Origin of the sequence: Granulicella sp. 5B5, assembly GCF_014083945.1 — a bacterium.
In the GTDB taxonomy this organism is placed as follows: Bacteria; Acidobacteriota; Terriglobia; order Terriglobales; family Acidobacteriaceae; genus Granulicella.
In genome coordinates this window covers 463,529-485,829 of the sequence record NZ_CP046444.1, presented here as the reverse complement: position 1 = coordinate 485,829, position 22,301 = coordinate 463,529, and the positions used below count along the sequence as shown (strand labels likewise).

Below are 22,301 nucleotides of genomic sequence, written 5' to 3'. Positions count from 1 at the left end.
TGGTCGTTTGCAGGTAGTAGCAAGATGCTATGACGCATGGGTGAAGCGTAATGGGTCAGGCGAGGATGGCGACTATCCATTTCAAACGAGAATGCTGACTTTATTATCGAGTGACTTGGTGAAGGCGTGGAGTACCTTGCCGTCGGCGTCGATGTGGCGCAGGGTGAGGGCGGTGGGAGTGGCTTCGAGGTGGGTGAAGCCGTAGACCTTGTCGGCGAAGGGGCCGCGCTGGTCTTCGGTGATCTTGAGGGTGTAGAGGTCGGCGCCGCCTGCGCCGGAGCAGACGAAGGAGGTGGGATGGCCTTCGAACTCGAGGTGCTGGAGGTCGTGGTCGTGGCCGGCGAGGTAGAGTGGGATGTTGTGCTTGCGGAGGAGCGGCTCCCACTCCGCCATGAGGACCTTGTGGTCGCCATGGGGGCCGTTGGAGAAGATGGGGTGGTGGCCCATGACGATGGTGAAGGGCGCGCTGGTAGGGCGTTCGAGCTCGGCGGTGAGCCAGGCGAGCTGGTCGGCTTGTTGCTCGGGGGTGAGGGTGAAGTTGACGGCGTCGGTCTTGTGCCCCATGGGGACGTTGCTGTCGAGGGCAATGACTTTGATGAGTGGAGATTTCGCCGGGAGGTCGAAGGTATACCAGAGCGAGGGCTGCGTCCAGCGGGTGTTGGGGCGGGAGGCGTATGCGAGCTCGGCTTCGCGCTTGCTGACGCCGGCGGGCATGTGCTGGTAGTCGTGGTTGCCCATGATGGAGTAGGCGGGACCAGGGAAGTGTTTGGCGGGGTACATCTGCTCGAACTGGGTCTGGAAGCGCGGGGAGTCGGGGCCGCCGGGGAGCGGGCCGTACCAGCTATCGCCGAGCATGAAGAGGGCGTCGGTATGGAGGCGGTGCTGGGTGGAGTAGCGAACCATGGAGGCGGCGACTTTGCCCTGGCCGAGGGTGTCCTCCTGCTTACCCCAGTCGCCGAACATGAGGATGTGGTGCGCGGCGGGGTCGGGTGCGAGGGCGAAGGCGCGCTCTGTGAGGCCGGTGGCGGCGAGCGCGGAGAAGGCGAAGCTCTGGCGGAGGAACTGGCGGCGATTGAGCGGGGAGTTCAAGGGAGCCATGGTGTGTCCTTTTGCGAAGTTGGATGGTGCGCTGTGGGTGCTAGAGCGAGCGGCGGCCTTCGAGGGCGCGGGTCATGGTGACCTCGTCGGCGTATTCGATGTCAGAGCCAGCGGGGACGCCGGTGGCGATGCGGGTGATGCGCAGCGTCGGGAAGCGGCGGTGGGCTTCGTCGGCGAGATAGCGTGCGGTGGCTTCGCCTTCGACGGTGGGGGAGTCGGCGAGGATGAGTTCGCCGAGCTCGGCGGTGGTGTTGTCGGCGTCAGCGAGCTTGGAGAGGCGTGGCCAGAGGTTGGTAAGGCGGAGCTGGTCGGGGCCGATGCCGTTGACCGGCGAGAGCGTGCCGTGGAGGACGTGGTAAAGGCCGTTGTAGCTACGGGTCTTTTCGATGGCCGCGATGTTGGTGGGCTCTTCGACGACGCAGATGACGTGCTGGTTGCGTGCGGGGTTGGTGCAGTAGTGGCAGGGGTCGACGTCGGTGATGTTGTTGCAGAGCGAGCAGAGGCGAAGGTGCTGCTTGAGCGCGTGGATGGCGGTGGCGAGCGCGTTGGCGTCGGCGTCGGAGGCGCGGAGGATGTGGAAGGCGTAGCGCTGCGCAGACTTGGTGCCGACTCCGGGCAGCTTGCGGAGCTCGTCGATGAGCCGGGCCATGGGTTCGGCGAAGCGTTGCATAGGGCAGGGAGTAGTGAGTAGGGAATAGGGAGTAGAAAGGCGTTATTTATCGCGGAGGTCGATGATGTTGCTGATCTCGGCGGAGAAGAGGTCGATGGCTTGTTGGACTAGCGGGTGTTTTTGCGCGAGGTCCGCGGCGGAGCCTGATGCTGCGGCGCGTGGGGATTTGGGTTTAGTGACTGCTGTGGGTGCGCCGGGGATGAGCTTGAGGGTGAGGTGCGCGTAAGCGGTGGAACGCAGCGTGGTCTTGAGGATGCGCTCGGCTTCGGTGTTGAGGACGACGGGGAGCATGGTCTTCGAGAGCGTGGTCTGGATTTCGAGGGTGTTGCCGTTGAGGACGAGCGTGGCGTCTTCGATCTGCTCGGAGGCGGAGGTTTGGCCTTTGACCGCGGCGAGTGCGGTGGAGAGCGTGTGCTGGAGTGCGGTGAGGTCGGTAGCGTCGGTGGTCCCAACCGCAGGTCTCTCCACTGCGGCGCTTTGCGCCTCCGGTCGAGATGACACTTCCTGGGTAGGAGGTTCGTTGATCGCTGGTTGAGTGGCGGCGGGTTCAGCTACGGCAGCGATGGACGGGACGACGAGCTGCGGGCCGCTGCTGGGAGTGGGCGCGATGGGGTCGGGTGCGAGGGCCATGGAGCCGTTGGTGGTGGGCTGCTTGGGCTCGATCGGTGTAGGCGCTACGGAGGCGACGGGGGTCTTGCGCGAGGCGTCGGCTGCGAAGGGAGATGCAGTTGTTGCTGTCCGTGCGGATGGAGTGAAGGGTGCGCTGGCGACGGATTCGCGCGGGGCGCTGATGGGGGAAGGCTTCGTCGTTGGGGTGTTGGTGGGTTTTGCGCCGAGCTGCGAGAGGAGCTCTTCGACGGGGACGAGGCGCTGGACGTGGACGAGCTTGAGGAGGCCAAGCTCGAGGTGGAAGCGCTGTTCCTGCCGGTAGCCGAGCTCGTCGAAGGTGCGGAGCATGATGCTGAGGAAGCGCGAGAGCTCTTCTTCGGTGAAGAGGGCCGCGGTGCGGGCGGCGCGCTGGCGTTCTTCGGGGGAGATCTGGAGCAGATCGGCGGCGATGCCGGTGGCGTCCGCGCCGGGAGTGAAGTGGGTGATCTTGGCGACGACGCAGTTGCGCAGGTAGCGGACGAACTGGCGCGCGAGCTGCGGAGCTCCGTTGCCAGCGTCGAGCAGGCGGCCAAGGATGCTGATGACGTCGGCGGAGTTGTTGGCGTGGACGGCTTCGAGCACCTGCTCGTAGACGACGTTGGAGATGGTGCCCATGAGCTCGCGGACCTGGTCGGCGGCGAGGACGGGGCGGCCGTCGACTACCGGTGCGCTGGCGATGGCCTGGTCCATGATGGAGAGGGCGTCGCGCATGGAGCCGTCACCGGCTTCGGCGAGCAGCGAGAGGGTGGCGTCGTCGGCGACGATGTTTTCGGCGGTGGCGATGGAGCGGAGCTGGCCGACGATGTCGTCGAGCTTGACGGCGTGGAAGCTGAAGTGCTGGCAGCGCGAGCGGATGGTCTGCGGGATGTCTTCGGGCTGCGTGGTGGCCATCATGAAGACGATGTGGTCGGGTGGTTCTTCGAGGGTCTTGAGCAGCGCGTTGAAGGCGGCGTCGGTGATCTGGTGCGCCTCGTCGAGGATGTAGATCTTGTACTTGTCGCGGGAGGGGCGATAGCGGGCTGCGTCGCGGAGCTCGCGGATCTCGTCGATGCCGCGGTTGGTGGCGGCGTCGATCTCGATGACGTCGACGGCGTTGCCCTGGCGGATCTCGAGGCAGGAGTCGCACTGGTTGCAGGGCTCAGGCGTTGGACGTTCGGGCGAGCCGATGACGTTGCGGCAGTTGAGCGCCGAGGCCAGGATGCGGGCGATGGTGGTCTTGCCGATGCCGCGGTGGCCGGAGAAGATGTAGCCGTGAGCGATGCGGCCCTGCGCGAGGGCGTTGAGGAGCGTGCGGGTGACGTGGTCCTGCCCGATGACGTCCGAGAAGCTGAGCGGGCGGTATTTGCGGGCGAGGACTTGGTAGGCGGCCATCGAGTTTGATTGTATCGCCGTGGGGTGTGGAGGAGGCCGCCGTCGGCTTGTTGCTGCTGTTGCAGCGTGGTGAGCAGAGCTTTCTGTTGATCGGCGGTGACGATTGGACGTCTCCACGTGCGGACTCTTGTGAATGCGGCGTGAAGGAATGGTTGTATGGTACGTGAGAAATCTATTTTCGCGGTGATGACACGCAGTGGTCGACAGTCTGCATCATAACCAGATATGACGAAATATATGCTTGCACTCCTCGCTCTGTTGTTCGTCGCGCCGCTGGTGCCTGCAGCGAACGCCCAGGTTGTTGTCCGTGTTGGACCGCAACATCGCCACCGGCATTGCTGGTACAGCCATCATCACCGTCACTGCCGCTGGCAGTAAAGATCTTGTAGAAGCTACTTGGTTGAGGCCTGACTCGAGGATGACTTCGGGTCGGGCCTTTGGCTTTTAATGTGCACAGCGTAGCCATGAGGGTCGCCGGAAGCGTCGAAAGTAGTGGGTGACGATTTTATGGACAGACGACAGTTTGGAGTGATGCTGGCGGTGGGCGTGGGGACTCGGAAGATGTTTGCTGCCGCAGTGCAGCCGGAGATGCTGCAGCTAAAGCGGAATGGCTGGATGCCGAACAATGAGGTCCTGCCGGTGCTGCTGTATCGCGGGGCGTTTGCGGCGACAGGGGATGTGGCGTCGGCGATGGAGGGCGCGTTTGAGCGGCATGGGTGGCCACCGCAGTGGCGCAATGGGGTGTACGACTTTCATCATTACCACTCGACTGCGCATGAGGTGCTGGGGTTTGCGGCGGGGTGGGGGAAGATCATGATCGGTGGCGAGGGCGGGCACGCCGTGACTGTCCATGCAGGGGATGTGGCCGTGCTGCCGTGCGGGACGGGGCACTGCCGGTTGGATGCGAGTGATGATTTTCTGGTGGTGGGGGCGTATCCCGAGGGAGAGCACTGGGACATCTGCCGCACGGCCCCCGATGCGGCGACGGTAGAGCGGATGAAGTCGGTGCGGTTTCCGGAGAGTGACCCGGTGACGGGCGCGGGCGGGCCGCTGGTCTCAGCGTGGAAGGTTTAGCTGGCTGGCAGCTTTGCTCTAGCTGTCTTTGCGGTAGAGCATGTTGCGCATGGCTTCGCGGCGGGCTTCGTTGGCCTCGCGCTTGGACTTAGGGTCGAGGACTTCGGTCAGATCGGCGGAGGTGGAGCTGGACTCGGGCACGCTGCACTCGGGGCAGCGGTTGGCGTAGCCGGGCTTGTCGGGCTTGAGCTCGAACTCCTCGCCGCAGAGGATGCAGGTTTTGATGGGGAACGGCATGAGGCTATTTTACGCGTTGCTGTGTGGAAGGACGGCTACTTGCTTTTCTTCGCGACGCGGGCCTTTTTGCGGGCCTGGCGTTTGACTTCATCTTCGGAGAACATGGTGCCGCGGCAGTGGGGGGCGCCGCAGTAGCAGTCGGCGGTGTCGTCGTCGGAGTCGTAGAGGTTGTACTCGTAGAGGAGCTCCTCGCCGGGGGAGATGTTGCGGATGGCCTTGATGAAGACGCGGCCGTTCTGCTCCTCGGTCTCGCAGTTGGGGGCGCAGGAGTGGTTGAGGAACATGGCGGTGCCGAAGCCGTCGATGACGTCTCCCTTGCCGCCGAAGCCGAAGAGGTAGGTGACGGGGCGGTCGGCGTAGCGCTCGTCGGCGGCCGATTTGGTGATGCGGGCGCCGTCGTACTCGAGGAAGCGGCGGCCGCGGGGGATGGGGTCCAGGGTGTAGCAGCCGGCGGCGTGGATTGCGGAGGAGCGGACGAGCAGGCGAGGGGATGTGGCTTTGATACGAGGCATTGGCCGGAGTATAGCAAGAGAGGCAGGGAGTAGGGAGTAGCGAATCGGGAGTAGAGGACTACTCCTTCGCGCGGGGTTGTCGTCTAATAGGGATATGGAGCGTTTGCGGACAGCGGTGCGATGGGCTGTGGTGATGGGATGTGCGGCGGTGGCTGGGGCGCAGAGCCCGCAGCAGCCGGCGTCGCAGGGTGGTTGTTATATGCCGGACTCGACCGGCAAGCAGGTGTTTGTGCCGAATTGTGGGCTGGACCAGGCGCCGCAGCGGAAGACTCCCGCACCGCCGGCGGGTGGGGCGGACCCGGCGAAGCAGTTTCCGTTCCCGGGCGAGACGCCAGCGCAGCCTGCAATGCCGAATCAGAACCAGGGACAGGGGCAGCAGCCTCAGCAGGGGAATGGGCAGGTGCAGGGGGCTCCGCAGAGTGGTGCGGGGAGCAGTAACCCGGCGCAGGCGTTTCCGTTTCCGGGAGAAGACAAGACGCCGCTGGTGAAGCCAGATGGGTCGGTTGCGCCGCCGGATGCTACGGGTGGCAACGCTGGGCCGTTGAAGGATGCGGGGAGTTCGGGGGAGTCTACGAGCGGCAGCGACAGCAGCTCCTCAAGCAGTTCGAGCTCGAGTGGGGCGTTTGGTGGGCTGCCCCCGGTGGGCGATGACGACAAGGGGCCGCTGGCGGATGACGATACGGTGATCAAGAAGCCGCACAAGGTGGTCCCGAAGCCGAAGGAGCAGACGGCGTCGGAGCGTGAGGCTGAGGACCTGAGTGTGGCTGGGTTTTATATGGCCGACAACAACTTCCGTGGAGCGTATCTGCGGGCGGCGGATGCGGTGGCGTCGGCTGGAGACGATCCGGATGCCCACCTGGCGTTGGCCGATGCGGCCCGGAAGCTGGGCAAGCTGGATGAGGCGCTGGCGGAGTACAAGAAGACGTTGACGCTGGACCCGGTGCCGAAGACGAAGAAGGCCGCGCAGAAGGCGATTGGCGAGATGAAGTAGAAAGACAGGGAGTAGGGAGTAGTAAAAACCTCCTGCGTGCTACCTCTCAATACTCGGTTTCGTTGCGGATGCGGTCGCGGAGAGCGTCGTTGGAGGGGGTGTGGGGGAGTGGGGCTATCGGGGCGGGCTGGCGTGACTTCCAGTAGCGGACTAGCAGGATGACGCCGAGGATGCCGAGCAGCAGGACTGCGCCGGGGATGTACCATGTGGTGCGGTCGAAGAGGTTGTCGCGCAGCGGCGCGGCGAGGACGGTGGGGCCGTACTTGTCTGCGAACCAGGTGAGGATGCCGGCGTTGGTCATGCCGGCGGCGATCTGCTGATGCAGCTCGGCGATGAGGTGCGGGGAGTCGGGGCAGCCGACGTGGTTGCACTCCAGAAGCATCTGGGCGCAGCCGCAGGTACACATCATCTTGCCGCCGAGTTCACGGAAGCGGGTGTCGGGCGAGCCTGCGCCGAGCATGCTGAAGGCGACGGTGAGGAGAAGGAGGATGTGGATGGAGCGCTTAAGCATTGGGGGCTCCGGGGACGGCTGGGGTGATGCCGCCCACCTTAGCCGCCAAAATCGGCGGCGAAGATGGGGCACCCAGTGGATTGCCCGTTCCTAAGGTATTGGCTGGAGCGGGGGCTTCGACGCGGCGGGTGGCTGGTTGCAGCGGTGGGACGAGAGCGACGGCGGTGCCGAAGATGACGATGAGGACGCCGATCCAGATCCAATTCACGAGTGGATTGACGAAGATCTTGATGATGGGTTTGCCCGAGTCGGCGTTGCGGCCCTCGAAGACGACGTAGAGGTCGGCGGCGAGGGTGGAGTGGATGGCGACGACGGTAGAGACCTGCGCGTGGTCCGTGTCGGGGAAGTAGACGCGGCGTTCTGGAGTTAGGCGGGTAATCTTCGAGTTGCCCTTGAAGACGTCGATGAGGGCGAAGTCGGTGTCGTACTCCTTGTTGGAGTCCTGCGAGAAGCTGTTGCAGACCAGCTTGTAGCCGTTGAGCTGGACGGAGTCGCCGAAGCTCATTTCAAGCTCTTTGGACTGGTTGAAGGCCGCGCCGGCGAGACCGATGAAGAGCACCACGATACCGAAGTGGATCATGTAGCCGCCGTAGCGGCGGGTGTTGCGGCGGGTGAGCAGTAGCGAGGAGCCGATGAGGCTCTTGCCGGTCTGGGTGCGGACGACGCCGGCGCCGCGGAGGAACTCGGAGGCGATGGCGGTGATGACGCCCGCGCCGATGGAGTAGCAGACGAGGGCGTAGATGCTGCCGGTGGGGTCGTCGTGCTGCCAGGGATGAACGCCCGCAGCCATGAGGGCGATGGCGGTGACGATGACGGCGATGCAGGGCAGGACGAAGTTGCGGCGGATGGTGCGGAGCGTGGTGGAGCGCCAGGCGAGCAGGGGGCCTACTCCGGTGAGGAAGAGCAGGAAGAGGCCGATGGGCACCATCACCTTGTCGTAGTAGGGGCCGCCGACGGTGATCTTGGCGCCGGTGAAGAACTCGGAGAGCACGGGGAGCAGTGTGCCGTAGAGCACGGTGAAGCAGGCGGCGAGCAGAACGAGGTTGTTGAAGAGGAAGCTGGACTCGCGGCTGACGATGGACTCAAGCTGGTTCTCGGACTTGAGGTGGTCGTTCTGGCGGAAGAAGGTGAACAGGCAGATGCAGAAGGTGATGAGTAGGAAGGCGGTAAACCAGTTGCCGATGCTGCTCTGCGCGAAGGCATGGACGGAACTGACCAGGCCGGAGCGCGTGAGCAGCGTGCCGAGGATGGTGAGCATGAAGGTGACGAAGATAAGCCAGACGTTCCAGCGCTTCATCATGCCGCGTTTTTCCTGCATCATGACGGAGTGCAGGAAGGCGGTGCCGCCGAGCCAGGGCATCAGCGAGGCGTTTTCGACCGGGTCCCATCCCCAGTAGCCTCCCCAGCCGAGCACGGCGTAGGCCCAGTGCATGCCGAGCATGATGCCGCAGGTGAGGAAGAGCCAGGTGACCATGGTCCAGCGGCGGGTGATGGCGATCCACTTTTCACCGGGGTAGCGCATCATCAGGGCGCCGAGGGCGAAGGCGAAGGGGACCGAGAAGCCGACGTAGCCGAGGTAGAGCATCGGCGGATGGATGGCCATCTCGGGGTACTGAAGGAGCGGGTTGAGGCCGAAGCCGTCGGCCGGAGCGATGCCGCCGGGGACGATGGCGAAGGGCGGCGCGGCGACGACGAGCAGCAGGAGGAAGAAGACCTGGATGCCGGCGAGGATGGTGGAAGCGTAGGCGTAAAGCGTGATGTCGTTCTTATGGCGCAGGCGGAGGACGAAGGCGTAGGTGGCGAGCAGGAAGCTCCAGAGGAGCAGCGAGCCTTCCTGGCCGGACCAGAGGGTGGAGAACTTGTAGCCCCAGAAGAGTGCTTTGCTGGAGTGGTGAAGGACGTAGTCGACGGAGAAGTCGTCGGTGGCGAAGGCCCAGACGAGCGCGAAGGTGGCGCAGGCGACGGCGAAGAAGCTGGCGATGCCGGCGCGGCGGGCGGTCTCGCGAAGGTGGTCGGGCGCGACCGCGAGCGGGCGGTTGTAGGCCATCGCCCACAGCGAGATGGTGCCGATGACCAGCGAGTAGGCGCAGAGGACGAGCGCCAGCAATAGCGAAAAGCTACCGAGCGACGGCATGGGATGAGACATGGGTGGCGGCTTCCTTCGCCTACCATTCTCTCAAACTATGGGCGGAGCGTGTGTGGGAGCGCGCTGCGTCGTGCGATCTTCGGCGGGTTCGGTCAGTTTGCGGAGACGTTTACCGGCGCGGCGATGAGCGATTGCACGGTGAAGAGGAGATCGTCGGGCAGCAGCGGCTTGAGGCGGAAGTGGATATCGAGGCCGTCGTATTCGTCCTCGGCCTCGGCCATGCCGCTGATGACGAGCACAGGGATGTTTGGGACGATGGGGCGGGCGGCGGTGATGAAGGCCACGCCGTTCATGCCGGGCATGATGTGGTCGGTGATGATGAGATCGACGGGTGCGGGAAGCTCGCCGCTGGAGAGCTGGGCGAGTGCGCGCTCAGGGCTGAGGGTGACGATGACGAAGTAGCCGGCCCGCTTGAGGATGGTCTGGCGTGTGGCGGCTTGGATGGCGTTATCGTCGATAAGCAGAAGCGTTGCGGGCATTGAACATCCTGAGAGTAGACGTGCGCAGTAGGTGATGGCGGAATCGTTGACGCTTACGTTCGCGGTCTCAGCTTCTGTTGGATGCGGCGTGGTGGGAAAAGGCTGCTTGGGGCGTTACCCGGTTTTGAGGGCATGCGCCTGCGTTCCACACGGAGGGAAGGTCATGTAACTGCGATAATGGAGTTATGGCTCGGCGCGTTATCAAGCAGTATGAGTTTCTTCGCAAGATCGGTTCCGGTGGCAGCGGAGTGGTGTTTCTGGCCAACGATACGCTACTGCAGCGGCCGGTGGTGCTGAAGCTGCTGAAGCGCGGCTCGCAGACTCCTGAGCAGGTGCGGGCGACGCAGCTACGGGAGGCGCGGCTGGCCTCGGCGATCGACCACCCCAACGTCTGCGCTATCTATGAGGTAGGCGAGACGGAGGTGGATGGAGGCGAGTGGGAAGCCTACATCGTGATGCAGTACATTCCGGGCAAGAGCCTGGACAAGGTGATCGCCGAGGGGCCGGCGAACGCGCAGCTGGTGCTGTCGAGCGGGATGCAGATCGCCGATGGTCTGGCGGCCGCGCACAATATGGGGATCTTCCATCGCGACCTGAAGCCCGCGAATGTGATGCTGACCGATGGCGGGCTGATCAAGATATTGGACTTTGGCCTGGCACGGAAACTGAAGCGGGACAATGCGAATTTTGACCCGTCGCTGACGGAGCAGCCGGTTACACCGGCGCTGGTGGGGGCAACGTATACGGCTCGGGGCGGCACGATTGCTTATATGGCTCCGGAGCAGTTTGTGACCGGGCAGTCGAGCGTGCAGAGCGATATCTTCGCGGTGGGCGTGATTTTGTACGAGATGGTAAGCGGACGGCACCCCTTCCATCGGCCGGATGCGCAGGAGATCCAGAGCATACGGGCGATCCAGTATGCGGAGCCGCCGAGTTTGCGGGAGATTGTGCCGGGGCTGGCGGTGGAGCTGGAGAGCGTGATCCTGCGCTGCCTGGCGAAGCAGCCGTCGGAGCGGTATGGGTCGGCGGCGGAGCTGCGTGAAGGGCTGCGGACGATTGTGAAGTCGATGCAGCTGGACTCGGCGGTTATGCCGGGCGAGGGCGCGATCAATATGAGCCAGCAGCAGCGACTGGACATGGAGACTCCGGAGGAGGAGAAGCGGACGACGGGCATCCTCTCGATGCTGGCGGAGCGGTTCCGCGACAGCACGCCGCCGACGCAGCGCAAGGGCCCGAACATCGTGGTGCTGCCGTTTGTGAACCTGGGGGCTGGGCTGAATGGAGCCGATGCCACGCACTTTTATGGGTATGCGCTGGCGGACGCGCTGGCGGCGCGGCTGGCGAAGGTGCCGTCGCTGCTGGTAAGGCCGACGAGCGCGCTGATGAACGTGCCGACGGCGCAGCTTGATCCGCTGAGCCTGGGGCGCAAGCTGATGGTGGATTTTGTGCTGGCGGGAAGTTTTCTGCGGTCGGAGAAGGGCTTTGACCTGAGCTGGCAGCTGCTGGATGTGAATGGGCAGAGCGTGCGCACGGGCGGGTCGATCAGCGTGCAGTCATTCGATTTGATCGCGGTGCAGACGGAGATCTGCGACGAGGTGTTTGCGGAGCTGCACGGAGGGCTGCAGGGCGGGCTGCTGAAGGCCGCGGGACCGACGAGTGTGTCGTCGCTGGACGATGATGTGTCGGAGGAGTACCTGGAGGCGCGGGCGCTGCTGTCGTCGTTCATGTCGCGCACGGGGAACCGGGACGAACTGGATCGAGCGCGGGAGTTGTTCGATGGTGTGGTGACGCGCGATCCTGGGTATGCGCCGGGGTGGTCGGGGCTGGGGATTACGCACCTGCAATATGCGCGGCATGGGCTGGGCGGGCAGATGCATGTGCTGGAGGCGCGCAGGGCTTTCGACAAGGCGCTGGAACGGGATTCGGGGTCGGTGGAGGCGAATCTGTACCGGGTGTACATGCTGCTGAGCCGTGGTGAGAAAGAGAGCGCGCGGCATGGCATTGAGCATCTGCTGCAGTCGGCTGCGAATGATTGGAATGTGCACCTGGTGGCGGGGCTGACGCTGCGCATCGATGGGCTGTATGAAGAGGCGCTGGACCAGTTCAACACGTCGCTGCGGCTGAATCCGAGCAATGCGGCGATGATCTATAACCATCGCGCGCGGGTGTACCAGTACCAGAACCAGCTGGAGCTGGCAGCGGACGAAATCGAGAAGGGCCTGACGCTGGAGCCGAGGCAGCCGCTGTTGCGGATCTCGCAGGGCTATCAGCAGATGCGCGAGGGGCAACTGTCGAAGGCCGTCGAGACGCTGGAGAAGGTGACCAAGGATGATGACACGTTGCGCATCGTCTATCCGACGATTGCGATGTGCTACGTGCAGCTGGGCGAGCGCAAACGGGCGGCGGAGTTCATCACGGAAGACACGCTGGCGGCGGCAGAGGCCGATAGCGAGATGGCGTATCGGCTGGCTACCTACTTTGCCGTGGAGGGCGATAGCGCCGAGGCGCTGCACTGGCTGCGGCGCGCGATCTACCTGGGCAACGAGAACTATCCGTGGTTCAGCAAGAACCCGGCGTGGCGTGGGATGAACGACAACTCAGACTTTCAGCGCACGCTGGATGACCTGAAAAAGAGCTTCAAGCGCAACCAGAAGAACTGGAAGCGGCTGCTGGCGCAGGTGGTTGGGTGAGGCAGGGAATAGGGAATAGGGAATAGGGAAAGACCCTCGGTGGTGTCGAGGGTCTTTGGCGTTTGTGAGGAGTGGGCTAGTAGCTGGTGGCGACGGGTGGGGGTGCCACGTAGGTGGTGTTGGTGTTGACGGCCTGCGGGGCTACGGTGAGGATGTCGTCGAGGCTGAAGACGATCTCGGTGCCGGTGGGCAGGGTTTGCTGGTGGTCTTCGCGGAGCCACCAGTAGGCTCCGAGGCCTGCTCCGACGCCCGCGCCAACGCCTGCGCCGACTGGGCCGGCGATCATGGCTCCCGCGACGAGGCCGCTGGTGGTGGTGAGTGCTGTGGCCCCGGCGGCGACGCGGTTGTCCTTGTTGTTGGTGATGACGCCTTCATCGTTGACACGCGAGTTGTTGAAGTGGTCGAGGTCGACGACTTCGGCATTGAGGGGGTAGGCGGCGCGGTTGGGCAGAATGATCGAGTCTGGCGTGAGGCGGATGGCGGAGGCGCCGGTGATCCTGCGGCCACCGTGGATCTGGCTGACGCGGCCGTTGATGACCGTGCCGACGGGCAGCATGACGCGGCCGTCGCGCATGACGGGCTGGGTGAGCTCGGCGGCAAAGGGAGTGCCGGCGGAGGTGAGCCTGGTCGAGATGGTGTTATTGAGCTGCGCAACCATGCGGGTGCCGACGGGGAGATCGTTGGGGCCGAGAGGCACGCTGGTGACGACGCCGCTGTCAGGATTGTTGGGGTCGAAGGCGGCGTTGGTGGCTGTCGTCGCATAGCTGCGGGGGTGCAGGGTGGGTGTCTGCGTCTGGATGGGAGCTGCCGCTGTGTTGTTGTAGCTGGCGTCGGCGCTGGGCGGGACGTAGTGGTCGTCGGCGGTTGCAGCGGGCGGCGTGACGGGCACGGCGGGCGAGGGCTTCTGGTAATGCTGCTGCGTTGCCGGATCGTCGGTGGAGACGATGGAGTCGTCGAGCTTTTCGGGATGCGAGACGCCGGTCGTCTGGTCGGCGGGCTGGGTGGTGGTGTCCTGCGCGAAGAGGTGCGTGGCAGGCAGCAGCAGCGCCGTGGCGGCCAGCAGAGGAAGCAGGGTCTTGGTCTTCATGGCGATCGATCTCCCAAAGTGAGCGTTCGGGCCCTTGGTTTGAGCAGGCGGAACTCTTCTAGCCTAAGAATAGGACTCCACGGGGAGCGATTGGTTGTCTCACAGGGCGAGCGCATCCGCAGGGTTAACAGTGTGATTAACCCTGGGCGCTCGTTGGGAGTTGCGGATGGAATGAATCAACTTAAATGGGTATTGCAGCGGCTGGGGTTACGGGCATCCGATTGATTTACGGCTAGGGTGCGATCGCGAGCTCGACGGCAGAGGTGATGCGGGGATCGTTGGGGGGCATGTCCGGCGCGAAGCGGGCGAGGATGGAGCCGTCGCGGCCGATGAGAAACTTTTCGAAGTTCCAGAGGATCTCGGGCGAGGGGTTCGGCGGCGGGAAGCCATTGGCTGCCGCGTACTTCTCGAGGCCTTCACGCCAGGGGCCGTGAACGATGACCTCGGGGCTTTGGGTGGTGAGCAGGTGGTAAAGCGGGTGCTGCTGCGGGCCGACGACGGAGATCTTGCTGAAGAGTGGGAAGGTGACGGGGTACTCGGTGGAGCAGAACTTAGCGATCTCCTGGTCGGAGCCGGGCTCCTGACCGGCGAAGTCGTTGGCGGGGAAGCCGAGGACGACGAGGCCCTTGTCCTTGTACTGCTGGTAGAGCTCTTCGAGCGCGGTGTACTGCGGGGTGAGCCCGCACTTGCTGGCGACGTTGACGATGAGCAGCGCCTTGCCGGTGTAGTCGGCCAGAGTTGTGGAGGTGCCGGAGAGGGTGGTCAGGGGGATGTCGTAGAGAGTGGCCATGAAGACAGTGTAGCGAAGGCGGGAAGCCGTTACGAGATCAGAAATGCGTCTTCACCGAACTTTGCTATGTAGTGATGAACTGAGCGCGTAGCTACTTCCAGCATGACCGGATACATCTCATCTTCAGTCCACTGATCCTCGCGGAAGTAGAAGCTACCGCGTAAGAACTCCCCATTTCCACCCTGCGGCATCATGTAAACTTTACGAAGATTTCCAAACATCGCAATGGTGACTACCCTGTCCAGGATGGATGAAGCATCGGCGAAATCGCACCCATCACCAAAACAAACAAATGGGAAAATGCCAGCACCTAGCATGGCCGTTTTGAGACCAATGACATTCTTGCCGAGCCTCTCGACTGCATTTCCTTTCGCTTGCTTTTCCTTGCCTTCCGCCTTGCGGAGATCATTTGTGCCTTGGTTCTTTCGTTCGGTAATGAGTATGGGGTAAGTCTTAGCATTTTTGCCGATGAGAGAGAGAATGCCTCCATCAGGTTTCATTGTGCTTGTTCCGAGGGGACGATTGAAGTCAACATCTGGAAACATGGCGGTAAGGTCGGTCACGATGTCAATCAACTTCCAATCTTGTTTCCAGTCTAGGTTCACTGAAAACTTAGCCCTGATCTCCGCCTCTACGCGATGAAGAGCTCTAATAAGTGCTTCTTCCTGTTTCTTTGACGTCGTGTTGATCACGGTATTGGTTCGAACTCTGCGGAGATGAAGCCTGCCAGCCATTAGAAAAGCACTCCTTGCTCGGTTGGTGGCGCCGAAGTTTCGGCGTGGGCGGAAATTACTGTGTGTTCAGCCTCGAGTATCTCGTTCACATAAGAGTCAGTAGAGCGAGTTGCACTTCGCGTCGTATCCGTGAGTAGAACAAATTCAATGTTCATTGGCTTTTCAGAGAAACGTTGCGAACTGACTCGATACCGCTTGTAGCCTTGTAGAAATGCTTTGGTTTCACCGCGATCTCTATTGGCTTCGATCATTTCTCTTAGGGGTATGAAACCGTCAGTGCTATAACTTGTACAAATGAAATGCGCGTTCAGGGTCGAAACTAGCTTTCGATATTCCGAAGGTGCCTTCGATTGGTAGTTGTATGCGCTACGCCGCTCCGTTCGCCAATCATGTCGAATAGCAGACTTGTCTCCGTGGCCCGTGATCTTCGGAGACAGCTTGGGCTTATCCCAAAGCGTAACGGTATTTAATACGTGATAGTTCGAGCCATATGGATGCTGATTATAAGGAGGGTCAAGATAGGCCATATCAAATGGCGGCTTCTCTTGAGAATGAGCAGCCAGTTCCGATGCGTCAAGACGAGATGTAGCGTTTACCCTGCCATTATTGAAGAAAATAGCAGGTTCAAGTTCGAGGTCAGCTTTGATTCGATAAAGAGCTGTGCCCGTTTGTCCACCCCATCCGTTGTGGAAGCCTTTAAAAACACCAGAAGTATTACTGAGCCAGCAGGCTTGATAAAGAAGCGGACCAAGGATGGCTGCTAGCTGTAGCGGATTCAGCGCGCCAGTCAGTTCCCATTCACGTATACGCTCACAAATGGCGTCGAGCCTCATGCCATTCTTACGCATGTAAAACATGCGGTCCCGCTGTATATCGTATTTTTCATCGTCGGAAGGACACAGATGTGTAGTTATCCATCCCTCAATTCCCGCTAACGAATTAAGTTCGGCAAGGACGTCTCTATAGGAACGAGAGTTGAAATAGGTAGGGGCTTCATTCAACTCTACGAAGCATTTTGCCAGAGCTTCAGCATAAGGTTCCCAGTCGTTGGCTGTGACGGCAAAGCCAAGTTGCTTTGCATAGCGAGAAACGACAGTGCTACCTGAAAACGCGTCGAGAAATGTGCTATTGACCGGATCTAAGCCTGAAGACTCCAGGGCCAGGCCAATGAGGCTCAGAAGCTTCCGCTTGTTCCCAATGTATGGGATCAATTGACTGAAGACGAAATCTCCGGTGTATTTCGCAGAATGGCTGCTTGAGGTATATCGCATGCTTTAGTTCACACCGACTTCTGGATAGATGGTAGCGCAGAGGCCAATAGGAAAACGTTCCGAAAAGGTCGTTGTCTCAACTCAAGGAAGCACTGCGCGAGGGCCTCGGCATAGGGCTCCCAGTCGTTGGCGGTGACGGCGAAGCCCAACTGCTTGGCGTAGCGAGAGACGACGGTGCTGCCGGAGAAGGCGTCGAGAAAGGTGGATTTTGCGGGAACGATGCCGGCGGCGGCGAGGGCGCGACCGAGAAAAGGACAGGCTGCATAGGGCTAGGGCTGGCAATATCCACAATGCGGGCACGGATTGCTGCGTTTGTGGGGTGAGGAGTCTGGTGGAAGTCGATGATTGGGAGCGGGTTACGAGTATTTAGACGTTAAAAAGTTGTAAAGCCGCTGTTAGGAAAACATGAGTTTTCAATGCGGGGATTTGACAGTTTTGTCGTAGGATACCTATCGGCGCACTCCCCACGCCAGTAAGGATTCAGTAGGGATATGAAGTTTTTTGATGTGCTGTTTGGAAGGCCCCTGGCGTCGCACGAGGCACATGCCGAGCATATCGGCGTAGCCGCCGGTATCCCCATCTTCGGTCTGGATGGGTTGACGAGCGCGGCATACGGCCCGGAAGCTGCGATGGTGTTGTTGATTCCGCTGGGGCTGTGGGGGGTGCAGCACTACCTGCTGCCGATCTTTGGGTTCATCCTGACACTGCTGACGATCCTGTACCTGAGCTACAGGCAGACGATCGAAGCGTACCCGAACGGTGGCGGGTCGTTCACGGTGGCAAGCGAGAACCTGGGCGATGGTGCGGGCCTGCTGGCAGCCGCGGCGCTGATGATCGACTATATCCTGACCGCGGCGGTGGGGCTTTCGGCAGGCGTCACGGCTTTGGTGAGCGCGATCCCGGAACTGCACCACTACCAGCTAGTGCTGTGCCTGGTCATCCTGGTGGTGATCGCGACCATCAATATGCGTGGCGTTAAGGAGACAGGCGCGGTGTTTATGCTGCCGACGTTTCTGTTTGTAGGCACGCTGCTGGCGACCATTGCAGTGGGCGTGTTCCACTCGCTGATGTCGGGCGGACACCCGCTGGCGGTGACCGCGCCGCCACCGCCGGACTTCTCGCAGATCCAGAAATTCACGCCGCTACTGATGACGTGGCTGCTGATGAAGGCATTCTCGAACGGTTGCGCCGCGATGACGGGCGTGGAGGCTGTGTCGAACGGTGTACAGGCGTTCAAGGAGCCACGCAGCCGCAACGCCAATCGCACGCTGACGGTCATTATCGGGATGTTGATCATTCTGCTGTTCGGGTTGAGCTATGTGGCGCGGGCGTATGGCGTGACGGCGATGGATCCGGACGCGACCAACTACCAGAGTGTGCTGTCGATTGAAGTGGCGGCGGTGTTCGGGCGCGGGTGGTTCTACTACGGCACCATGGGCGCGGTGCTGGCGGCGTTGAGCTTCAGCGTGAACACGGCGTTTGCGGATTTTCCGCGCATGGCACGCGCGATTGCGGGCAAGGACTATCTGCCCCATGTGTTCCTGCTGCGTGGACGGCGCCTGCTGTTCTCGCACGGCATCTACGCGCTGACCGGGTTTACGGCGTTGATCCTGATCCTGTTTGAGGGCGTGACCGACCGCCTGATTCCGCTGTATGCGATCGGCGCGTTCCTGGCGTTTACGTTGAGCCAGAGCGGTATGGTGGTGCACTGGCACAAGACGCCGGATGCGCCCCACCGGCACCTGAAGATGTTCGTCAACGGGCTGGGCGCGGTGGCCACAGGCGTGGCGCTGCTGATCATCCTGGTGACGAAGTTCATGTACGGTGCGTGGGTGACGGTGCTGCTGGTGCCGTTCCTGATTGCGTGCATGCTGGCGGTGAAGCACCACTACATACGGGTGAAGAACGAGACCTCCGACCCGACCCCGCTGCGGTTGACCGGGCTGGAGCCGCCGATTGTGATCATCCCGATGGCGCGGTGGGACAAGATCACTGAGAAGGCGATGCGCTTTGGACTACTGATGAGCCCGGTGGTGAAGGTGGTGCATGTGGACTCGGACGATGCCGACATGCTGAGCTCGGTGTGGGAGGAGATGGTGCTGAAGCCGATCCGCGAGAGCTCGATGCCGGAGCCGGAGCTGGTGACGGTGAAGAGCAGCTATCGCACGATCCTGTCTCCGCTAATGGACTACGTGCTGAAGCTGGAGGACGAGAACCCCGGGCGGAAGATCGCCGTGCTGCTGCCGGAGCTGGTGGTGCGCCACTGGTGGGAGAACCTGCTGCACAATCAGCGCGTTCAACTGCTGAAGCTGCTGCTGCTGCTGAAGGGCAATCAGCGGCTGGTGGTGGTGAATATTCCCTGGTATCTGTAGGAACAGGGAGTAGGGAGCGGGGAATAGGGAGTAGAAAGCGCGCCGCCTGGAATGGGCGGCGTTGCTGCGTTTAGGCGAGCTTGCGGAGGCGGGCTACTGCGGCGGGGATGATCTGGAGGGCGCGGTCGATCTCTTCGGCGGTGGTGTGGCGCGAGAGGGAGAGGCGCAGGCTGCTGCGGGCTTCGGCGGGGGTGAGGCCCATGGCGAGCAGGACGTGCGAGGGCTCGGTGGCGCCGGACTGGCAGGCCGCGCCGAAGCTGGCGGCGATGCCCTGCATGTCGAGTGCGATGAGGAGGGATTCGGCGTCGATGCCTTCGAAGCGGATGTTGGTGGTGTTGGGAGCGCGGTGGGCGGTGCTGCCGTTGATGTGAGTGCCGGGGATTGCGGCGAGAAGACCTTGCTCCAGGCTGTCGCGGAGGCCGGAGAGCGAAGCGATGTTCGAGCTGTGAGCTGTGGGCTGTGAACTGTGAGGCTCGAGTGCTTGGTGTAAGAACTCCTGCGCGAGTTCGGCGGCGCGGCCGAGGGCGACGATGCCGGGGACGTTCTCGGTGCCGGCGCGGCGCTGGCGCTCCTGTGGGCCGCCATACTGCAGCGGCATCAGGTGTACACCACTGCGGATGAAGAGCGCTCCGGTGCCCTGGGGGGCGTACATCTTGTGGCCGGAGATGGAGAGTAGATCGATGTTCTTGAATTCACCTGCGGTGTCGAGTGGGAGCTTGCCCGCGGCTTGGACAGCGTCGGTATGCACGAGGATGGCTGGGTTATAGGCCTTGGCGATGCGTGCGAGCTTGCCGACAGGCTGAATGACACCGGTCTCGTTGTTGGCGAGCATGACGGAGATAAGCTTTGTCTCGGGCGTTAGTGCGGCTTCGAGGGCTGCGGGTTCGATGAGGCCGCCGCGGTTCGGTGCAAGGTAAGTGACGCGGATGCCGCGCTTCTCCAGGGCTTCAGCGGCGTAAAGGACAGCGTGGTGCTCGATCTGCGTGGTGATGAGGTGCGCGGGTTCGTTGTGATCGAGGAAGGGTTGCAGGATGCCGGTCAGAGCAAGGTTGTCGCTCTCCGTGCCTCCGGAGGTGAAGACGATCTCTTTGGCCGCGCAGTGTAGTAGAGAGGCTACGGCTGCCCGCGCGCGCTCGACGGCGGCGCGCGTGCGCTGGCCTGCAAGGTGTGCCGAGCTGGGGTTGCCGGAGCATTCGGTGAAATATGGCAGCATGGCCTCGACGACCGCGGGTAGGACGGGGGTGGTCGCGTTTGCGTCGAGGTAGATGCGCTGCATGCTTCGATTGTAGAAGGTACGGTGTGCTACGGAGAAGGCTGTGCAGCAACAGAGGCAAAAGCTTTAACGCAGAGGGCGCAGAGGAAGAGCCGCAGAGGTCGCGGAGGAAAGCAACCCCATCCATGGCGACGGTTGTGCTGTCGTCATGGATGGAGTGTAAGCCCGGGGAGGGGAGTGCGGTTACTTGAGCTGCTCGACCATGACGTCGACGTCGAGACGGCGGGTGCTGTTGGGGATGTCGATGGAGCCGAGCATGAGAGGCTTGCCGAGCGGAACGACGGAGGAGACCTGCACCACGCTCTGGCGCACGACGGGCTCGGCCACGCCGGCGATGGTGTTGGTGGGGCCGATGCTGGACTGCTCGACCTTGGACTGCAGGCTGACGCCGTTGGCGAGCGAGCTGACGGTTGCGTCGAAGTTCATGCCGACATCGAGATAGGTGAACTGGGTTTGCGCGGCGCCGGGGTCGCTGACGGCGGCGCCGGTGGAGTAGGAGCCGGTAACGACGGGGACCTTGTCACCTTCCTTCATCGTGGCGCGCTGACCGTCGACGGCGACGAAGGAGAAGTGCTGCGTGCCGATGTTCTTGCCGTCGTCCATGGTGGCGACGGTGTAAGTGAGGCGATAGGTCTTGCGCGGCTGATCGAGCCGGTGGATGAAGGCTTCGACGCGTGCTATCTCGGCGGGATAACTGCTGAGCGAGACTGCGTTCCGGCTCGCGATGAGATAGATCTTGAGCGCTGGGTCAAACATGTTGCGGGTTGCCACGAGAATTTCATTGGCCTCCAGAGGGGTGGTCACGTTCTCCAAGTAGATCGTCTTGGTTTCGGAGTGGGCGTGTGTGCAGTCAGCCTCCTCCGTGTGGGTGGGCAGCTTGCTGCAGTCGGGTGCATCCGTGGATTGCGCATGGGCGGTGAGGCCGAGTGGGATAAGAGCGAGCAGGCAGAAGCTGCCTAGCGTGAGGCGTATGGGGGTCATGCGTGGCTCCGTGTTTGTTGGGGTTATTTGGATGAAGGGGGTTCGGCGTCCGCAGGCTGTGTGGGTGGCTGTGGATCGGACGGCGGCGAAGAGGGGGTGAGGGCCTGCGCGGTGGCGAGCGGGCCGAGGAGGCCTCGAATGTACTGGCGAAGGCTGGAGCGCTCACGTGCTGAAGCGATTGCTGTCAGCGCTGTCTCGCGGCGGGTCTCCAGTTCGGCCACCTCGATCGGCTGGCCGAGGCGTGTGGAGCGCGCCAGCAGGGCCTCCTGCGTGGTGAGTGGCAACGGCGGCGCGGGATGGCTGGGCGCGAGGGTTTCAGCCAGCGCGATGGCATCGGGGTCGTTCTGTGTCGCTGGCGAAGGCTGTGGAGCAGGCGCAAGAGGCTGGTGCAGACGTGACGCCTTTGTGGTGGTAGATGACGTCAACACGACCGGCATTGGCGCAGAACCAGAGAGTGAGGGCGTGGTGGTGCGCGCGGGAGGAACGGCTACGATCTCCTGCTGCGAGCGATGGCGGGAGATCGCCAGATACCCGGCGGCCACCAGAAGCAGTGCGGCGGCGATGGCATAGCGACGCTGTGTGGAGACTGAGGTGTTGGCGAGCTTTGCGCTGAGGATGCGTGGGAAGAGTGATGCGTCATGCTCGGCGTCTTCTGCGGCGTGCTGGGCCATGCGCGCAGAGATGCGCTGTTCGAGGCCGATGGGAGCTGCGGTTGTGGCAAGGGCGTGCAGAAGCTGGTCGATACGTTGGTCGGTGGAGTTCATGCACGATGTCCTTTCTGTAGGCGTTGGCGGAGACGGGTTCTGGCGCGGAAGAGCAGGGCCCGGATGGCGGATTCACTCTTGTTGAGGACTTCGGCGATCTGCGCGGTCTGCAACTCGTCCATGGCGGAGAGCAGCAGCACGGCGCGCTCGGCGCTGGGTAGACGGTCGATCTCGCGCAGTGCGGCCTGCATCTCGTGTGCTTCAGCGAGAGCATGGTCGGCGGCGACAGTGCGCGCGGCGAGCGACTCCGCGAAGCCCTCGTCGAACTGATCGGGCTTGATGCGACGCTTGCGGTCGAGCGCGAGGTTCCAGGCGATGCGTACGAGCCAGACACGCATGTCTCGGATGTCCGTAAGCTTATTGCGATGTTCGATGACTCGGACGAAGGTGTCCTGCACCACATCCTCGGCTTCGGCGCGGGAGCGGAGGATGGAGTGCGCGACGCGGAAGAGGAGTGCCGAGTAGGTCTCCACCAGAACGGCGAGATCGGTCTCCGATCGCACCTCCTGCATGGACGGCAAAGCCAAGCTGAATCCCTCGCACGCTGTCATAAGGCCTTCTACAGAGACAGACGGGCGCGCGGGGGATTCGCTCGGATTATT

21 protein-coding genes are annotated in these 22,301 nt (G+C 62.5%); 4 read left to right on the top strand and 17 right to left on the bottom strand.

What is annotated here, in order from left to right; genetic code table 11:
• Positions 1–81: 81 nt before the first annotated feature.
• Genes GOB94_RS02095 through dnaX form a run of 3 tightly spaced genes read right to left on the bottom strand, consistent with a single transcriptional unit; the run spans position 82 to position 3,787 of the window.
• Entirely contained in the window at positions 82–1,098 is a 1,017-nt protein-coding gene (locus GOB94_RS02095; protein ID WP_182277289.1) for a metallophosphoesterase, read from the bottom strand.
• A gap of 40 nt (positions 1,099–1,138) precedes the next feature.
• Positions 1,139–1,768 (bottom strand): recombination mediator RecR, encoded by a 630-nt coding sequence (recR, locus tag GOB94_RS02090; RefSeq protein WP_182277288.1) that lies wholly within the window; start codon positions 1,766–1,768, stop codon positions 1,139–1,141.
• A 42-nt stretch (positions 1,769–1,810) separates the two neighbouring features.
• A complete protein-coding gene (dnaX, locus tag GOB94_RS02085) occupies positions 1,811–3,787 on the bottom strand; it encodes a DNA polymerase III subunit gamma/tau (RefSeq protein WP_182277287.1) in 1,977 nt (658 codons plus the stop codon).
• Positions 3,788–4,294: 507 nt separating this feature from the next.
• Between dnaX and GOB94_RS02080 the strand changes: the two genes are divergently transcribed.
• Positions 4,295–4,861 (top strand): cupin, encoded by a 567-nt coding sequence (locus tag GOB94_RS02080; RefSeq protein WP_182277286.1) that lies wholly within the window; start codon positions 4,295–4,297, stop codon positions 4,859–4,861.
• 18 nt (positions 4,862–4,879) lie between these two features.
• Here GOB94_RS02080 and GOB94_RS02075 read toward each other — a convergent pair whose 3' ends face one another.
• Together GOB94_RS02075 and GOB94_RS02070 are read right to left on the bottom strand one after the other, a co-directional pair.
• The gene (locus tag GOB94_RS02075) at positions 4,880–5,098 is read right to left on the bottom strand and encodes a hypothetical protein (protein WP_182277285.1); all 219 of its coding nucleotides are present in this window, start codon (positions 5,096–5,098) and stop codon (positions 4,880–4,882) included.
• Positions 5,099–5,133: 35 nt separating this feature from the next.
• The gene (locus tag GOB94_RS02070; RefSeq protein ID WP_182277284.1) at positions 5,134–5,610 is read right to left on the bottom strand and encodes an SET domain-containing protein-lysine N-methyltransferase; all 477 of its coding nucleotides are present in this window, start codon (positions 5,608–5,610) and stop codon (positions 5,134–5,136) included.
• Between the two features lie 103 nt (positions 5,611–5,713).
• Between GOB94_RS02070 and GOB94_RS02065 the strand changes: the two genes are divergently transcribed.
• The gene (locus GOB94_RS02065) at positions 5,714–6,601 is read left to right on the top strand and encodes a hypothetical protein (RefSeq protein ID WP_220464975.1); all 888 of its coding nucleotides are present in this window, start codon (positions 5,714–5,716) and stop codon (positions 6,599–6,601) included.
• Between the two features lie 46 nt (positions 6,602–6,647).
• Here the strand turns inward: GOB94_RS02065 and GOB94_RS02060 are convergent, their stop codons facing one another.
• The 3 genes from GOB94_RS02060 to GOB94_RS02050 all read right to left on the bottom strand — a co-directional run bounded on the left by GOB94_RS02060 (position 6,648) and on the right by GOB94_RS02050 (position 9,737).
• On the bottom strand, positions 6,648–7,112 hold the full coding sequence (locus GOB94_RS02060) for a cytochrome c-type biogenesis protein CcmH (RefSeq protein ID WP_182277282.1): 465 nt from the start codon (positions 7,110–7,112) through the stop codon (positions 6,648–6,650).
• Positions 7,105–9,258, bottom strand: coding sequence for a heme lyase CcmF/NrfE family subunit (locus tag GOB94_RS02055; RefSeq protein WP_255484164.1), 2,154 nt, complete (start codon positions 9,256–9,258; stop codon positions 7,105–7,107). Before GOB94_RS02055 ends, GOB94_RS02060 begins: the two co-directional genes overlap by 8 nt.
• Positions 9,259–9,350: 92 nt before the next feature.
• Entirely contained in the window at positions 9,351–9,737 is a 387-nt protein-coding gene (locus GOB94_RS02050) for a response regulator (protein ID WP_182277281.1), read from the bottom strand.
• A gap of 185 nt (positions 9,738–9,922) precedes the next feature.
• On the opposite strand from GOB94_RS02050, the gene GOB94_RS02045 reads away from it, so the two are divergent.
• Positions 9,923–12,427, top strand: coding sequence for a serine/threonine-protein kinase (locus GOB94_RS02045; protein WP_182277280.1), 2,505 nt, complete (start codon positions 9,923–9,925; stop codon positions 12,425–12,427).
• Positions 12,428–12,503: 76 nt separating this feature from the next.
• Here GOB94_RS02045 and GOB94_RS02040 read toward each other — a convergent pair whose 3' ends face one another.
• From GOB94_RS02040 to GOB94_RS17030, 5 genes are all read right to left on the bottom strand, one after another.
• Positions 12,504–13,514, bottom strand: a complete 1,011-nt coding sequence (locus GOB94_RS02040; RefSeq protein WP_182277279.1) for a hypothetical protein — start codon at positions 13,512–13,514, stop codon at positions 12,504–12,506.
• Positions 13,515–13,746: 232 nt separating this feature from the next.
• Positions 13,747–14,304 carry a redoxin domain-containing protein gene (locus GOB94_RS02035; protein ID WP_182277278.1) on the bottom strand — a complete coding sequence of 186 codons (558 nt, stop codon included), beginning with the start codon at positions 14,302–14,304 and terminating at the stop codon, positions 13,747–13,749.
• 29 nt (positions 14,305–14,333) lie between these two features.
• A complete protein-coding gene (locus GOB94_RS02030; protein ID WP_220464974.1) occupies positions 14,334–15,038 on the bottom strand; it encodes an EcoRI family type II restriction endonuclease in 705 nt (234 codons plus the stop codon).
• Complete coding sequence (locus tag GOB94_RS02025; protein ID WP_182277276.1) at positions 15,038–16,309, bottom strand: DNA adenine methylase; 1,272 nt, start codon at positions 16,307–16,309, stop codon at positions 15,038–15,040. The genes GOB94_RS02030 and GOB94_RS02025 overlap by 1 nt, the downstream gene beginning before the upstream one ends.
• A gap of 8 nt (positions 16,310–16,317) precedes the next feature.
• On the bottom strand, positions 16,318–16,530 hold the full coding sequence (locus tag GOB94_RS17030; RefSeq protein WP_182278371.1) for a DNA adenine methylase: 213 nt from the start codon (positions 16,528–16,530) through the stop codon (positions 16,318–16,320).
• A gap of 270 nt (positions 16,531–16,800) precedes the next feature.
• Between GOB94_RS17030 and GOB94_RS02015 the strand changes: the two genes are divergently transcribed.
• A complete protein-coding gene (locus tag GOB94_RS02015; protein ID WP_182277275.1) occupies positions 16,801–18,681 on the top strand; it encodes an APC family permease in 1,881 nt (626 codons plus the stop codon).
• Positions 18,682–18,751: 70 nt separating this feature from the next.
• Here the strand turns inward: GOB94_RS02015 and GOB94_RS02010 are convergent, their stop codons facing one another.
• From GOB94_RS02010 to GOB94_RS01995, 4 genes are all read right to left on the bottom strand, one after another.
• Positions 18,752–19,957, bottom strand: coding sequence for a cysteine desulfurase family protein (locus GOB94_RS02010; RefSeq protein ID WP_182277274.1), 1,206 nt, complete (start codon positions 19,955–19,957; stop codon positions 18,752–18,754).
• Between the two features lie 180 nt (positions 19,958–20,137).
• Positions 20,138–20,935: a hypothetical protein gene (locus GOB94_RS02005; RefSeq protein ID WP_182277273.1), complete on the bottom strand. Its 798-nt coding sequence runs from the start codon at positions 20,933–20,935 to the stop codon at positions 20,138–20,140.
• Positions 20,936–20,958: 23 nt separating this feature from the next.
• On the bottom strand, positions 20,959–21,699 hold the full coding sequence (locus GOB94_RS02000) for a hypothetical protein (protein WP_182277272.1): 741 nt from the start codon (positions 21,697–21,699) through the stop codon (positions 20,959–20,961).
• The gene (locus GOB94_RS01995; protein WP_255484163.1) at positions 21,696–22,226 is read right to left on the bottom strand and encodes a sigma-70 family RNA polymerase sigma factor; all 531 of its coding nucleotides are present in this window, start codon (positions 22,224–22,226) and stop codon (positions 21,696–21,698) included. Before GOB94_RS01995 ends, GOB94_RS02000 begins: the two co-directional genes overlap by 4 nt.
• Between the last annotated feature and the right edge of the window lie 75 nt (positions 22,227–22,301).